Source organism: Rhizobium sp. P1_B8 (genome assembly GCF_056406515.1).
On the sequence record NZ_JBFTZZ010000010.1, the window covers coordinates 95,993 to 110,845 of the forward strand.

The following is a 14,853-nucleotide window of genomic DNA, read 5'->3' on the forward strand; positions in this document are numbered from 1 at the left end:
AGATCATCAAACGCGGTCATCATTCGGATCTTGGGTATCATGTCGGAAAATGCAGCGGGCGCAGTCATCGTCATTTCCAGCCATGTGGTGCGTGGCTCGGTCGGAAACCGGGCAGCCGTCTTTGCATTGGAGACGCTCGGTCATCCGGTCTGGGCCATGCCGACCATCGTGCTGCCCTGGCATCCCGGCCACGGCCGCTCGACGCGGCTAACTTTTGCGGAAACGGATTTCGACGCGGCGATCGACGATCTGATCCGCGCGCCCTGGATCGGCGAAGTCAAGGCGGTGCTTTCGGGCTATTTCGGCAATGCCGCCCAGGCGCGCTCCGTCGCTCGGCTGATCGGTGCGCTCCGGCAAAACAATCCCGAGCTGCTCTATGTCTGCGATCCCGTCATGGGCGATCTCGGCGGCCTTTACGTGCCGGAAGCAACTGCAGAGGCTATTCGCGATCATCTCATTCCGCTTGCCTCGCTCGCGACGCCGAACCGGTACGAGCTTGCATGGCTTTCGGGGGCGGCCCTCGAAGACAACAGTACGATCATGGAGGCGGCGCTCGCGCTCGGACCATCGCGCATGCTCGTCACTTCAGCCGTGCCGATGATGGCGGGCGGTACCGGCAATCTTTATCTTTCCGGTCGCCACGCGCTTCTTGCCGAGCACCGTGTCGTCGAAAACCCGCCCAATGGTCTCGGCGACCTGCTCGCCGCCGTCTTCCTGTCGCGCCTGCTTTCCGGGCTCGAGGACGAAAAGGCGCTGCAGCTTGCCACCGCCAGCGTCTTCGAGGTGCTTGCGCGGGCCGTCAAGCGCGGCAGCAACGAGTTGATGCTGGCAAGCGATGCTTCCAGCCTTTCAACGCCGATGGCCATGGTGCAGATGCGCCGGCTCGTGCACCCGGCGCAGCGGCGGAAAAAGTGACGCATCTGCCAATATGTTCATTTTGCGGTGCAGCAGTTGATCTTGTCGTCCGCGCGCGCTAATCCAGAAGCATGCAGCGTTTTCCAAACCCTCTTCTGGACGGCTATCGCAACTTCATGAACGGGCGCTATTCCGACGCCCGCGACAGGTATCGGCAGCTTGCCGAAAACGGTCAAAGTCCCCATACGCTTGTCATTGCCTGTTCGGATTCTCGCGCGGCACCGGAGCTGATCTTCGATGCCGGCCCGGGCGAGCTCTTCGTCATCCGCAACGTCGCCAACATGGTCCCGCCCTACGAGCCGGATGGCCATTTTCATTCGACGTCGGCCGCACTCGAATTTGCCGTGCAGGTGCTGAAGGTCTCGGATATCGTCGTGATGGGTCACGGCCGCTGCGGTGGCATCCGCGCTGCGCTCGATCCGAATGCCGAGCCATTATCGCCCGGTGACTTCATCGGCCGTTGGATGTCGCTGGTCAAACCTGCCGCCGAGCAGATCCAGAGCAACGACGTGATGACGGCCGCCGAGCGGCAGACGGCGCTGGAGCGTGTATCCATCCGCAATTCAATCAACAATCTCAGAAGCTTCCCCGACATCAAGGCTCTCGAGGAAGCGGGAAACCTTCATCTCCACGGCGCCTGGTTCGACATTTCGACCGGTGAACTCTGGGTCATGGACGCCGAGACACGCGACTTCATTCGTCCCGAAATCTAGGGACATGCCAGTTTATCACTTTTTTAAGGATTGTTGTTAAGCTCGCCGTCAATTGGTCGGGTACGACCGAGGTTTTGATCACCGTGGCGATTGGCGATGAAGTTCGAAACCATCAAAAAGGTTATCCTGGCCGCTATCATGCTGCCCTTCGTCTTCATGCTCATCGAAGGCGTCGTCGTCATACGTTCTTCGGTCACACAATACAGGAACCTCGAAAAGGACCGGCAGTTCGCCGATGTGCTTGCCCGTGGCGGGTCCATCGCCGCCACCGAGATCCTGAGTGAAATCGGCGCCACCCGCCGCTACCTCGCACGTCCCAACAGCCGGACTGCCGCCGACATGTTGCAAAGCCGGGTGACGCTCGATCGGGAACGCCGCGCCTTTTATGCCAGCCTTCCCTCCCGCGATGCGCTCGACGAGGGGCTCGTCGGCGAATTATCGATTCTCAGCCTTGCCTACAGCCGCATCATCGCTGCGCGCAGCGCCGTCGACCAGGGGCGTTATACCGGCAGCGATCCCGGTTCCATCTACTGGTATGCGGCTCTCAAGCAGCTTGCTGTCGTCGATGCGCTCTCACCGCTGATCAGCGATCCGGTGCTGCTTGAGAAATCCAACCAGCTGATGGGCATCCTGCTGACCTATTACGGCGAAAGGCTAATTACCGGCGTTGGCACCCGCTACCTCGATCACGGTGTTTCCGCCAGATTGCCGGTAGAGCTCTTCGTGCAGGGCAAGGTCATGCTCGGCGAGGGCATGGATCATATGGTCTTCCATTCCTCCGCGCCGATCGTGCGCGACATCGTTGCCTATCTCGGCCGCAGCAACCAGGTGAAGGCGAATGCGATCACCGATGCCATTCTCGCCGGATCGCGGCCGACAGGCGCCGTGCATGACGTCTGGGCCGCTGCGCAGAGCGAACGCATGACCTTCCTGCAGCAGAAGATGATCGAGGCCGCAAAAGATATTCACGAGACCGGCGAAAATCTTTCCATGCGCTCGCACATTCACCTGACGCGGATCCTGGCGCTGTGTGCCGGCCTGCTGATTCTCGCCACATTGGTGATGGTGCTGGCGGCAAAGGGGCTGCGGCTGATCGACCGGCTGACGCAGGATAGGGAGGCGCTGGTGGGCGAGTTGCGTAGCGCCGCCCAGACCGATCTTCTGACCCTTCTTTACAACAGGCGCGGCTTCGAGGTCGCTGCATCTGCGCTTCTCACACAGGCCGAGCATGGATCACGCTGGATTTCCGTTGTGCTCTTCGACCTCGATCATTTCAAAAAAATCAACGATATCAACGGGCATGACGCCGGCGATGCCGTGCTCCGGCAGGTCGCGGGCGTTGCACGTGAGAATTTTCGTTCCTTCGATCTCTTGGTGCGCCATGGCGGCGAGGAGTTCCTGGCGCTTCTGCCGGATTCGACGCCTGACGATGCCGCAATCGTCGCCGAGCGCGTGCGGCTGGCAATCGAGGCGGCGGAAATCCCGTTGCCGAGCGGCGATGTTCTCAAGGTGACGGCGAGTTTCGGGTGCGCCGGACGGCCAAATGAAGCCTCCAACCGGAACTTCGAGGATCTGGTCAAACGTGCCGATCTGGCGCTTTATGCCGCCAAGGCCTCCGGCCGCAACTGCGTCGTCTCGGGACCGACCCTGCCGGCCCCGGCCCAGGAGGAGCGACGCAAGGCGGCGTCGGGCGGCGGCTTTGATTTCCGCAAATGAAAAACGCCGCATGTCGCAGCGGCGTTTTCGGGTATGGGTGTCGATGAAGGCTTATCTACCGAGAAGGCCTACCTGCCGTCGATCTCCTGGCCGATATAGGCGATCGCCTGCTGGTAGACGCTGGCGGCGTTCCAGCCCTGGATGGCGACGAAATTGGGCTCTCCAGGTTGATAGCCGGCGCCGGCGCGCCAGCCATGGCCCTTGAGGAAATTCGCTGTCGAGGCCAGCGCGTCGGCGCGGGAACCAACCATGTCGACGCGGCCGTCGCCATCGCCGTCGGCGCCGAAGCGCACGACATTGCGCGGCAGAAACTGCGTCTGGCCGATTTCACCATGGGCGGCACCCTTGGCCTGAGGGCTCAGATACCCCTCGGAGACGAGTTGGAGCGCGGCATAGAGCTGGTCGGTGAAATATTCCGAACGGCGGCAGTCATAGGCCAGGGTCGAAACAGCCGACAGCGTATGCTGGTTGCCCATATAGCTGCCAAAACCGGTCTCCATGCCCCAGATCGCAATCAGCGGGCCGGCCGGAACGCCGAAACGACGCTCTATCGAGGCAAAAAGCGCCTGGTTGGCCGCCTTCATGCTGCGGCCGCGGGAGATGACCGTGGCGCCGCCGCGTTTCTGCATGAAAGCGTCGAAGGAGAGCTTGAAGCTCTTCTGGCCGCGGTCGGCGGCGATCGTCGGCTTGTTGTAATTGACGTTGGCGAAGGCGCGGTCGAGGACCGAGCGGCTGACGCCGTTTGCCGCCGCTTCCTGCTTGAAATCGGCGACCCAGGCAGTGAAACCGCTGCTATTATTGCCGCATTGGGCGCTCTGGGCCGCTGCCGGCAGCGCGTGGAGAACGCCGGCTGCCGTAAACGCCGCCAGAAGGAATGTTGTCATGCGCATGAGGAACCCCGCTCCGGTCTGCTGAAGCGCGCCGCGGCCGATCGGGACCATGCGACGCGCTTTAAATCTTCGTTCTGTTCATGTCGTTGTCCCAAAACCGCTACACGGTCTCGGGCGGCATAGCTTGGCTTGACGCCGGGCAGAATGCCAGCCGAAGGCGATTTTGTCACGATCACCTTTTAGTAAGCGCTTATGGATAGAGGGCGCCTACGGCTCGGCAAAAAGCCCTGCCTTCATCAGCAGGGCTTTAGCATATTATGGTTTACAAATGGTATCAGGCGGCCTGCTTGCGCGGCTTGACAAGGCCGCGATTGACGAGCAGCTCGGCGATCTGAATGGCGTTCAACGCAGCACCCTTGCGCAGGTTGTCGGAGACTACCCAGATGTTGAGGCCGTTTTCGACCGTTGCATCCTCGCGGATGCGCGAGATGTAAGTCGCATCCTCGCCCGCGGATTCATATGGCGTGATGTAGCCGCCATCCTCGCGCTTGTCGATGACGAGGCAGCCTGGTGCATCGCGCAGGATGTCGCGGGCCTGGTCGGCAGTGATCTCGTTTTCGAATTCGATGTTGACCGATTCCGAATGACCGATGAAAACCGGCACACGCACCGCCGTGCAGGTGACCTTGATCTTCGGGTCGAGCATCTTCTTCGTCTCGGCCAGCACCTTCCATTCTTCCTTGGTGTAGCCGTCCTCCATGAAGACGTCGATGTGCGGGATGACGTTAAAGGCGATACGCTTGGTGAACTTCTTGTTCTCGATCGGATCGGCCACGAAGACGGCGCGCGTCTGGTTGAACAGCTCGTCCATGCCGTCCTTGCCGGCGCCGGAGACCGACTGGTAGGTCGAGATGACGACACGCTTGATCTTGGCGAAGTCGTGCAACGGCTTCAGCGCCACCACCAGCTGGGCGGTCGAGCAATTCGGATTGGCGATGATGTTGCGCTTGGTGAACTGGCTGATGGCATCCGGGTTCACTTCCGGCACGATCAGCGGCACGTCGGCGTCGTAGCGCCAAGCCGAGGAATTGTCGATGACGATGCAGCCCTGCTGGCCGATCTTCGGCGAGAATTTCTTGGAGACCTCGCCGCCGGCCGACATCAGGCAGATGTCGGTATCGGAGAAATCGTAATTCTCCAGATTGGAGACCTTCAGCGTCCGGTCACCGTAGGAAACCTCGGTGCCCTGCGAACGCGAGGAGGCGAGTGCCACGACCTCATCGGCGGGGAAGCCTCGCTCGGAGAGGATGTTGAGCATCTCCCGGCCGACATTTCCGGTCGCTCCCGCAACTGCTACTTTGAAACCCATTTCTCAAGCTCTCTTTCTCTTCTCTCCTCTTGTCCGGTGAGGGGAAAGGCGCGATTAATCGCGTCTTCCTGTCCCCAGCCGAGCCGGGGAGAGAGCGGCAGGCCAGAGACGTCAGACGGTTTTCGTCGTCGTTTTGGCCTTGGTTTTGGCAGAAACCGGAACGGCAATGTCCACCCCGGCAACCCGTGCCCGGTCATTGCATTCGGCAATGGCGTGTTCGTCGCGAACCATGGAGATTCCTTTTCCGATGTTGCTCTTAGAAGGTTTTCCACAGGAGTCAAGGTTTTTGCGCTTAGAGCCCGCAGGCGAAAGCTGCCGCCGCAATGCTGCGACGTTTTGTCATGCCGCTGTCATCCTCGGGAGGTATCCCGGCCCGGTTGTTAATGTCTGCAACGAAAACGGGGGTTTTCCATGCGTACGCTTCTTGCCGCCTTTGCGGCCACCACCATCCTTGCGGGCGCCGCTCAGGCGACGACGGTCTATCCGCTTGATCGTGCGACGATTCTTGCCGGTTCACCGTTTGATTTCAAGGTCGAACTCAACAAGCAGGTCAAGCCTGAAGACGTGAAGATCACGGTCAATGGCCAGGACTACAAGACCGTCCTCGGGGGCGAGGCGCAGTTCGTCGAACTGGAAAAAGGCAAGGATGACAAGGCCCTCGGATCTGCTATCCTGTTGCGCGGCCTGAAGATTTCCGCTCCGGGCGACTACAGGATCGAAGTCGCGGCCGGAGACGAAACGAAGTCCGTCACTTGGAACGTTTACGAAACAGCAGCCCAGCCGAAGGCCAAGAACATCATCTTCCTGCTGGGTGACGGGCTTTCCGTTGCGCATCGCACCGCTGCCCGCATCATGTCCAAGGGTATGACTGAAGGGAAGGCGAATGGCCGCCTGAATATGGACGATCTAGAGCGTATGGCTTTTATCGGCACGTCGGCGACGAATGCCGTCGATACGGACTCGGCCAACACCATGTCGGCCTACATGACGGGTCACAAGACGGCCGTCAACGCGATCGGCGTTTACGCGGACCGTACGCCGGCCTCCCTCGATGACCCGCGTGTTGAAACCTTCGCAGAAGCCGTTCGCCGCCTGACCAAGAAGTCGATCGGCATCGTTGCAACGGCCGAGGTTGAAGACGCCACGCCGGCGGCGGTTGTTTCCCACACCCGCAACCGCAACGACAAGGCCGACGTCGTCGGCATGCTGCTCGACGTCAAGCCGGAAGTTCTCCTTGGCGGTGGCTCGGCCTATTTCCTCGGCAAGGAAGTCCCCGGCTCCAAGCGTAAGGACAACCAGGACTACATCAAGCAGTTCCAGGATGCCGGCTACAAGCTTGCGACCGACAAGAACGAGCTCGCAGCCAACGCATCGGCTGAAGGCAATCTCCTCGGCCTCTTCCACACCGGCAATATGGACGTCACGCTTGATCGCGAGTTCCTGAAGAAGGGTACCGTCGACAAGTTCCCGAACCAGCCGGGTCTCGTCGCCATGACCAAGGTTGCGCTCGACCGCCTTTCCAAGAATCCTGATGGTTTCTTCCTGATGGTCGAAGGTTCCTCGATCGACAAGATGTCCCATCCGCTCGATTGGGATCGTGCCGTCATCGAAACCATCGAATTCGACCAGGCCATCGGCGTTGCCCGCGAATTCCAGAAGGCCCATCCGGACACGCTGATCGTCGTCACCGGCGACCACACGCACGGCGTATCCATCATCGGCACTGTCGATGATGAGAAGCCCGGCACGGAAATGCGCGAAAAGGTCGGGACCTATGCCGAGGCTGGCTTCCCGAACTACAAGGATGAAAACGGCGATGGCTATCCCGATAAAATCGACGTCAGCCGCCGGCTGTTCCTGAGCGCCAATAACGGCCCCGATCACTACGAGACCTTCCGTCCGAAGCTCGATGGTCCGTTCGTTCCTGCCGTCCAGAATGAAAAGAAGGAATATGTCGCCAACGAGCAGTATAAGGATGTTCCCGGCGCGGTCTTCGTTCAGGGCAATATTCCGAAGAGCGGCGATAGTGGCGTCCACGCCGTCGACGACGTCGTCCTGCAGTCGGCAGGTCCTGGCGCTGAAGGCTTCCATGGTTACATGGAACAGAGCGACGTCTATCGCGTGCTCGCCGACACCTTCGCTCTCGGCGCCAAGCAGACGAACTGATCTTTAGATGCGGATGATTTTAGGCCGGATCGGCCTAAAATCTGAATCCGCATCTAAATCAAAGAAATGGAGCATGATGTCGTCCGAAAACCGCGCACACTTTTCGGCATCATGCTCTGGTCCATCCGGCTAGGCCGCTTGCCGGCCCTGCCTCTTTCACCGATCATGGTCCCGGCCGTCCAGCGGCCGGGATTTCATTCTTGGAGATCGCCATGGAAAAGCTACCTTCGCTGCATCTCAGCCGCCGCGGCCTGATCGGCGCCATCGGTACGCTGGCCTTCGCCGCTGTTGCTCGCCCGAGTTTTGCTGCTGATCCCTTGATCAGCTTCGATGAGCTCTACGGCAAGTTCGGCGTGCTCGGCCTCGAATTTTCCGACAAGGTGAAGCGCCTTGCCGGCAAAGACGTCAGCATGAAAGGTTTCATGGCGCCGCCATTGAAGGCTGAGGCCCAGTTCTTTGTGCTCACCGAGGTGCCGATGTCGCTCTGCCCCTTCTGCTCCTCGGATACGGACTGGCCGGACAATATCGTCGTCGTCTATCTCTTGAAGAAGCAGACCTTCGTGCAGCCGCGCCAGACGATCGAAGTGCGCGGCACGCTGGAATACGGTTCGTGGATGGATCCGGACACCGGCTTCGTCAGCCTGCTGCGGATCCGCCAGGCCGAATATTCCGCCGTCTGAACCGATATGCTCTCTCTCGATATCGAAAACCTGACCGTTGCCTTCCCGGGCCTGTCCTCGCCGGCACTGGCGATCGGCCGCCTGTCGATCGATGCAGGCAGCAGGGTCGCCATCACCGGGGCGTCCGGCTCCGGCAAGAGCACCTTCGTCAATATCGTTGCCGGGCTGGAGCGCACACGGCAAGGCCGTATCTGCTGGAACGGTGAGGATATCGCGAGTTTTTCAGAAAGCCGGCGCGACCGGTTCCGTGCCGCCAATATCGGCCTGGTCATGCAGGAGTTCCATCTCTTCCCCGGCCTGTCGGCGCTGGAGAACGTACTCCTGCCGGCGCGGCTTGCCGGCGCTGCCACAGTCGATGTCATCGAGCGGGGGCATGCGCTTTTGGGCACGGTCGGTCTTTCCCGCCCCGGCCAGAAGATCGAGACCATGTCGCGCGGCGAGATGCAGCGTGTGGCGATCGGTCGGGCGCTGCTGCGCAAGCCCGGCGTCATCATCGCCGACGAGCCGACCGCAAGCCTCGATGCCGAAAGCGGCGAGGCGGTCGGCGATCTCCTCCTCGATCTTGCCATTGCCGAAGGCAGCACGCTGATTGTCGTTTCACACGACCAGCGCTTGGCGGGCCGCCTCGACCGGCGCATCACCTTCGGCTCCGGCCTGATCAGCGAAGATTCCGCAGCAGCGGCGGGAGAGGCTGCATGATCCGCTTCATCCTTTCCGATCTTCGTCGCCTCTGGGCGGGGTCGCTGGTGGTCGTGCTGCTGGTGGCGCTTGCGACCGCGCTCGGCGTTTGCGTCGTCCTACAGGAGCGGGCGCTTCGTCTCGGCAGCGCGCGCGCCGCTGACAAGTTCGATCTTGTCATCGGCGCCGGCGGCAGCGAGACGCAGCTCGTGCTGTCCTCTGTCTTCCTGCAGCCCTCGCCCTTGCCGCTGATGCCGGGCGAAGTGCTGGGCAAGCTTGCCGCAGATCTGCGGGTCGATTGGGCGGCCCCGATCGGCTTCGGCGATTCCTTCTCCGGCTATCCGATCATCGGCACAACGACCACGCTGACGCAGAACCTGTCCGGCGGCTTAGCCGAAGGCAAGATTTTCGCGCGCGAGGGCGAGGCGGTGATCGGCGCTGCCGTCAAGCTGTCGCTCGGCGGCGAGATCAAGCCGATGCATGGGTCGCTGGAAGAGGGCGGCGAGACTCATACCGAGCTCGTCTATCACATCGCCGGCCGCTTGCGGCCGACCGGCACCGCCTGGGACCGAGCCATTCTCGTTCCCATCCAAGCCGTCTGGCACATTCATGGCATGGAGGCGGAGGAACATGAGGAGGACAGTGGGCACGAACATGAGAAGGCCGGCGCTGATCACGATGGGCATGGGCATCACGGGAAAGCCGATCCGGATGCCGCGCTTGATGAGACCTTGACTGCGGGCGCTCCCGGCCTTCCCGCCATTCTCGTCAAGCCGAAGACGATCGCCGATGCCTACAAGCTGCGGCAGGAATATCGCAGCGGCAATACCGTCGCTGTCTTTCCCGGCGAGGTGCTGACCAATCTTTACGCCACGCTCGGCGATGCCAAGCAGATCCTCGTCGCGGTCGCCTCCGGCGCGCAAGCTCTCGTCGCAGCCTCGCTGGTGCTGGTCACGGTCATCCATATCGGCCAGCGCCGCCGTCAGATCGGCGCACTGAGGGCCTTCGGCGCCCCGCGCGGCGCGATTTTCGGCATCGTCTGGCTGGAATTCTTCTTCCTGGTGGCGGTAGGCATCGCACTCGGATTCGCGCTCGGTTATGTCGCGGCTCTCATCTTGTCCGGTATGTTCTCGCAAACGAGCGGGGTCGCCATGCCGGTCGTCTTCACGCGTGAAGACGTCGGGCTTGCAGCAGTGCTGCTTGCCTTTGCCGCAATTCTCGCTGCACTGCCGGCAGTGCTCGCTTATCGGCAATCGCCGGCGCAGGCGCTGAGAGTATAACGGACCCACGTCGCAAACCGCAGTGAAACCTGCTTTCAAACCTCCGGCAGCTCAATCGTCACGGACGGCCTGATGTGCGTGAGAACCGCGCCAATCTTAGACTAAAGTCATAATCCCAAAGCATCTCTCTTTTTGATCTGTCGTTTCTGGCACACTCTCGTCAGGCGTGTCGCGGCCAGGGGTATGCTTTGAGGAGAGTAGGTCGCGCGCGTGATCATCACTCTGTGGAGGACAGACAATGGCAAATGTCGCAAGCATCGACGGCGCGAAGGCCGGTCCGATGACCGGCGAGGAGAAGAAGGTCATCTTCGCCTCTTCGCTCGGCACCGTTTTCGAATGGTACGATTTCTATCTCTATGGCTCGCTCGCCACCTATATCGGCGCGACCTATTTCACCCAATATCCCGAGGCAACGCGCAACATCTTCACGCTGCTCGCCTTTGCCGCCGGCTTTCTGGTGCGCCCCTTCGGCGCGCTGGTGTTCGGCCGTCTCGGCGATCTCGTCGGCCGTAAATACACCTTCCTGATGACGATCATGATCATGGGTCTGTCGACCTTCCTCGTCGGCGTCCTGCCGGGTGCCGCCACCATCGGCATCGCAGCCCCGATCATCCTGATCGGGCTGCGCCTGCTCCAGGGTCTGGCGCTGGGCGGTGAATATGGCGGTGCGGCAACTTACGTCGCCGAACATGCGCCGAACGGGCGCCGCGGCTACTTCACCTCATGGATCCAGACGACAGCGACACTCGGCCTGTTCCTGTCGCTGATCGTCATCGTCTTTGTTCAATATCTGATGGGTGCGGCCCAGTTCGCCGCCTGGGGCTGGCGCATTCCGTTCTTGGTCTCGGTTGTCCTGCTCGGCATTTCCGTCTGGATCCGCCTGAAGATGAACGAATCGCCGGCGTTCCAGCGCATGAAGGCGGAAGGCAAAGGCTCCAAGGCGCCGCTGACCGAGGCCTTCGGGACATGGAAAAATGCCAAGATCGCGATCATCGCGCTTCTCGGCGCTACCATGGGCCAGGCGGTCGTCTGGTACGGCGGCCAGTTCTATGCACTGTTCTTCCTGCAGAACGTGCTGAAGGTGGACTTGTTCTCGGCCAACGTCATGGTCGCCATCGCACTTCTCCTCGGCACGCCGTTCTTCGTCATCTTTGGCGGTCTCTCCGACAAGATCGGCCGCAAGCCGATCATCATGGCAGGCCTTCTCATTGCGGCGGTGACCTATAATCCGCTGTTCAAGGCGATGACCTGGACGGCGAACCCGGCGCTGGCCGAAGCGCAGGCTTCGATCCGGGCAACGGTGACGGCTGATCCGGCCGATTGCAGGTTCCAGTTCAACCCGACCGGTACCGCGAAGTTCACCAGTTCCTGCGACGTGGCAACGGCGTTCCTGACGAGGAATTCGGTGCCTTACGACGTCGTGCCCGGTACCGCCGGACAGCCGGCAACGGTGAAAGTCGGCAACGCGACGATCCCAAGCTTTGACGTCGTCGCTGCCGGCGACAAGGCCAAAGGCATGACCGCCGCCTTCGAAAAGGGCGTCAACATCGCGCTCCATGATGCCGGCTACCCGCTGAACCGCGGCGTCGTCAAGGTGCCGGATGTCAAGCTCGATGCCTTCATCGCAGCCAATCCGGAACTGTCCCTCAATGCCGATGCCGTGCGCGCCGGCGAGAAGGAAACCGTACCAGCGGCCAAGCTGGTCGAGACCAAGCTGCTGACGGCGGATGAGGCCAATGGCGTCACCGACATGGCGGTCTACAACATCGCCAATGGCGGCACTTTCGCCATGGTTGCCGATCCGGCCCGGGTTAACTGGATCGGCACGATCGCCGTGCTGTTCGTCCTCGTCCTCTATGTGACGATGGTCTACGGCCCGATCGCCGCTCTGCTGGTCGAGCTTTTCCCGACCCGCATCCGCTATACCGGCATGTCGCTGCCCTATCACATCGGCAACGGCTGGTTCGGCGGCCTGCTGCCGGCGACAGCCTTCGCGATGAGCGCTGCCGCGGGTGATATCTATTACGGTCTCTGGTACCCGATCATCTTTGCGTCGATCACACTGGTGATCGGCCTGATCTTCCTGCCGGAAACGAAGAACAGGGATATCCACGCCATGGATTGAGCGGCGGATTGAGGCCAATCCGCGCTTGAGAAAAAGGCCCGGCGCTCACAAGGCGCCGGGCTTTTCCATATTACAGCGCCGCACGTCTTTTCGGACGCGCAAAGGACGCTGTAACATTTTGAATTGCTGCATAATTTTATCCTTAAATCGATTCCGATTTAGGGAATTATGCAGTGAAAAACAGGCGCTTCGAGAGTGGCCAGCCGTCCGGTGCCAGCTTGAAGAGCAAGCCGCAGCGGGCAAAGACGATCGCCGTCAGCAGTGAGAACCAGCCGCCGAAGGCAAGGCCGGCGATCACGTCGCTCGGATAATGGGCGCCGACCATGACACGCGTCATGCCGAGCCAGATGGCGCAAGCGATGAAGGCAACGCGGTAGCGTGGAAACAGCAGGGCAAAGGCGGCGAAGAAGGCGCCGACCGTGGTGGAATGGCCGGACGGGAAACTTTCGAAAGCGGAATGGCCCGAAAAGGGCGTGAAGGAAAACATGCCGTAGTCATGGAAATGATCGGGACGCGCTCTGCCGATTGCCCGCTTCAGCAGATTGGCGAGAAGCCCAGAGAAGACAACCGTGATGAAGAGATAAGCGCCGATCCAGCTGACATAAAGCGCTTGCGCCTTGGAGCGCGCCGTCTTCACAAGCTTGTAGCCTGCCCGGCCCTGAAAGAACAGCAAGATGCTGGTGTAGATCAGCCAGGCGGAATCGCCGAAACCGGTCAGCATCTCGCCGAGGTGCTTCACCGGCGCGGGAGCTTCGCTGGCGCCGATCGGCGCGTCGAAGAGCAGCATGGAGAGGATCACCGCATTGAGCGTGATGAAGAGGCAGGCCTGCCAACGCAAAGGCGGCATGCCGGCGCTACTCCGGCGCCAGCGCCTGTTCAGGGAAGCCCAAAATGCCCGCATTCCGTCGTCCGTTCGAATTTGCCCTAAAGTGCCACGACGCGCTAAGGACGCTCTATTATTTTGAATTGGCGCATAATCCATTGGAAGATCGTTTCCAATGTCGAGGTTATGCGCTCGTTAAAATCCGGCGCAAAAATACACGAGATTGTGGCCGAGGATAGTCGGTTTGGGATAATTCGACCAAGCCGATGCGGCTCGCGGCCTTGAGAAAAAAGCCCTCCGCAAGAATCCTGCGAAGGGCCAGAACTGTTTCACGTGAAATATCAGGCGGAAAGCGTCTTGAACTCGGCGAGGATCGCATCGCCCATCTCGACGGTGCCGACCTGCCTTGCGCCATCGGCCATGATATCACCGGTGCGGATGCCCTTGTCGAGCACGTTGGCGATCGCCTTTTCCAGATCGTCGGCTTCCTTCACCAGATTGAAGGAGTAACGCAGGCACATGGCAAAGGAGGCGATCATGGCGATCGGATTGGCGATGCCCTTGCCGGCGATATCGGGGGCCGAGCCGTGTACCGGTTCGTAGAGCGCCTTGCGCTTGCCGGTCTTGCCGTCAGGCGCGCCGAGCGAGGCCGACGGCAGCATGCCGAGCGAGCCGGTCAGCATAGCGGCGACGTCGGAGAGCATGTCGCCGAAGAGGTTGTCGGTGACAATCACGTCGAACTGCTTGGGCTGGCGCACCAGCTGCATGCCGCCGGCATCGGCCAGCATGTGTTCGAGCTGGACGTCGGAATATTTCGCCTTGTGCGTCTCGGTCACCACCTGGTTCCAAAGCACGCCCGACTTCATGACGTTGCGCTTTTCCATGGAGCAGACGCGATTCTGCCGCGTGCGGGCCATTTCGAAGGCGACACCGGCGATGCGCTCGATCTCGTAGGTATCGTAGACCTGCGTGTCGATGCCGCGTTTCTGGCCATTGCCGAGGTCGATGATCTCCTTCGGTTCGCCGAAATAGACGCCGCCCGTCAGCTCGCGGATGATGAGGATGTCGAGGCCTTCGACCAGCTCCGGCTTCAGCGACGAGGCCGCAGAAAGGGCCGGATAGCAGATGGCAGGACGCAGGTTAGCAAAGAGCTGCAGATCCTTGCGCAGGCGCAGCAGACCGGCTTCCGGGCGCACTTCGTAAGGAACGCTATCCCATTTCGGGCCGCCGACGGCGCCGAAGAGAACGGCATCGGCGGCAAGTGCCTTCTGCATGTCGGCTTCCGAGATCGCAGCGCCATGTGCATCATAGGCGCAACCGCCGACAAGGCCTTCGTCGGTGACGAAACCGGCATTCATCGCCTCGTTCATATAGGCGATGATCTTGCGGACCTCGCCCATGGCCTCGGGACCGATGCCGTCACCCGGCAACAGGAAAAGATTGCGCGCTGTCATGAAACCCTCCTGGGAAAAACTAGTTGCGGCTTCTTAGACCCCGGAAATGGGCATTTCAAGCGACGGAAGCGGTGAATCGGTACGCTTCGCTCTGAGCAGCGATG

General features: G+C 60.9%; 13 protein-coding genes. 8 read left to right on the top strand and 5 right to left on the bottom strand.

The window, feature by feature from the left end; all coding sequences use genetic code 11:
* The first annotated feature begins 39 nt into the window (after positions 1 to 39).
* The 3 genes from pdxY (at position 40) to AC1D2N_RS14425 (ending at position 3,344) form a co-directional block, all read left to right on the top strand.
* Positions 40 to 915, top strand: a complete 876-nt coding sequence (gene pdxY, locus AC1D2N_RS14415; protein ID WP_026188562.1) for a pyridoxal kinase PdxY — start codon at positions 40 to 42, stop codon at positions 913 to 915.
* 71 nt (positions 916 to 986) lie between these two features.
* Positions 987 to 1,628, top strand: a complete 642-nt coding sequence (locus AC1D2N_RS14420; RefSeq protein WP_018244137.1) for a carbonic anhydrase — start codon at positions 987 to 989, stop codon at positions 1,626 to 1,628.
* 96 nt (positions 1,629 to 1,724) lie between these two features.
* Complete coding sequence (locus AC1D2N_RS14425) at positions 1,725 to 3,344, top strand: GGDEF domain-containing protein (RefSeq protein ID WP_130653321.1); 1,620 nt, start codon at positions 1,725 to 1,727, stop codon at positions 3,342 to 3,344.
* A 68-nt stretch (positions 3,345 to 3,412) separates the two neighbouring features.
* Here the strand turns inward: AC1D2N_RS14425 and AC1D2N_RS14430 are convergent, their stop codons facing one another.
* The 3 genes from AC1D2N_RS14430 to AC1D2N_RS14440 form a co-directional block, all read right to left on the bottom strand.
* Positions 3,413 to 4,234, bottom strand: coding sequence for a lytic murein transglycosylase (locus AC1D2N_RS14430; protein WP_026188561.1), 822 nt, complete (start codon positions 4,232 to 4,234; stop codon positions 3,413 to 3,415).
* Between the two features lie 274 nt (positions 4,235 to 4,508).
* Complete coding sequence (locus tag AC1D2N_RS14435) at positions 4,509 to 5,543, bottom strand: aspartate-semialdehyde dehydrogenase (protein ID WP_012759513.1); 1,035 nt, start codon at positions 5,541 to 5,543, stop codon at positions 4,509 to 4,511.
* A 111-nt stretch (positions 5,544 to 5,654) separates the two neighbouring features.
* On the bottom strand, positions 5,655 to 5,867 hold the full coding sequence (locus AC1D2N_RS14440; protein ID WP_018244134.1) for a hypothetical protein: 213 nt from the start codon (positions 5,865 to 5,867) through the stop codon (positions 5,655 to 5,657).
* Between the two features lie 87 nt (positions 5,868 to 5,954).
* On the opposite strand from AC1D2N_RS14440, the gene AC1D2N_RS14445 reads away from it, so the two are divergent.
* From AC1D2N_RS14445 to AC1D2N_RS14465, 5 genes are all read left to right on the top strand, one after another.
* Entirely contained in the window at positions 5,955 to 7,709 is a 1,755-nt protein-coding gene (locus tag AC1D2N_RS14445) for an alkaline phosphatase (protein ID WP_130653320.1), read from the top strand.
* 212 nt (positions 7,710 to 7,921) lie between these two features.
* Entirely contained in the window at positions 7,922 to 8,389 is a 468-nt protein-coding gene (locus tag AC1D2N_RS14450; protein ID WP_130653319.1) for a hypothetical protein, read from the top strand.
* 6 nt (positions 8,390 to 8,395) lie between these two features.
* On the top strand, positions 8,396 to 9,088 hold the full coding sequence (locus tag AC1D2N_RS14455) for an ABC transporter ATP-binding protein (protein ID WP_130653318.1): 693 nt from the start codon (positions 8,396 to 8,398) through the stop codon (positions 9,086 to 9,088).
* Positions 9,085 to 10,347: an ABC transporter permease gene (locus tag AC1D2N_RS14460; RefSeq protein WP_130653317.1), complete on the top strand. Its 1,263-nt coding sequence runs from the start codon at positions 9,085 to 9,087 to the stop codon at positions 10,345 to 10,347. Before AC1D2N_RS14455 ends, AC1D2N_RS14460 begins: the two co-directional genes overlap by 4 nt.
* Before the next feature lie 238 nt (positions 10,348 to 10,585).
* Positions 10,586 to 12,472: an MFS transporter gene (locus tag AC1D2N_RS14465; RefSeq protein WP_130653316.1), complete on the top strand. Its 1,887-nt coding sequence runs from the start codon at positions 10,586 to 10,588 to the stop codon at positions 12,470 to 12,472.
* A 166-nt stretch (positions 12,473 to 12,638) separates the two neighbouring features.
* Here the strand turns inward: AC1D2N_RS14465 and lpxE are convergent, their stop codons facing one another.
* Both lpxE and leuB read right to left on the bottom strand, forming a co-directional pair.
* Complete coding sequence (gene lpxE / locus AC1D2N_RS14470; RefSeq protein WP_130653314.1) at positions 12,639 to 13,373, bottom strand: lipid A 1-phosphatase LpxE; 735 nt, start codon at positions 13,371 to 13,373, stop codon at positions 12,639 to 12,641.
* A 263-nt stretch (positions 13,374 to 13,636) separates the two neighbouring features.
* Positions 13,637 to 14,749 (bottom strand): 3-isopropylmalate dehydrogenase, encoded by a 1,113-nt coding sequence (gene leuB / locus AC1D2N_RS14475; protein ID WP_018244127.1) that lies wholly within the window; start codon positions 14,747 to 14,749, stop codon positions 13,637 to 13,639.
* Positions 14,750 to 14,853 lie beyond the last annotated feature (104 nt).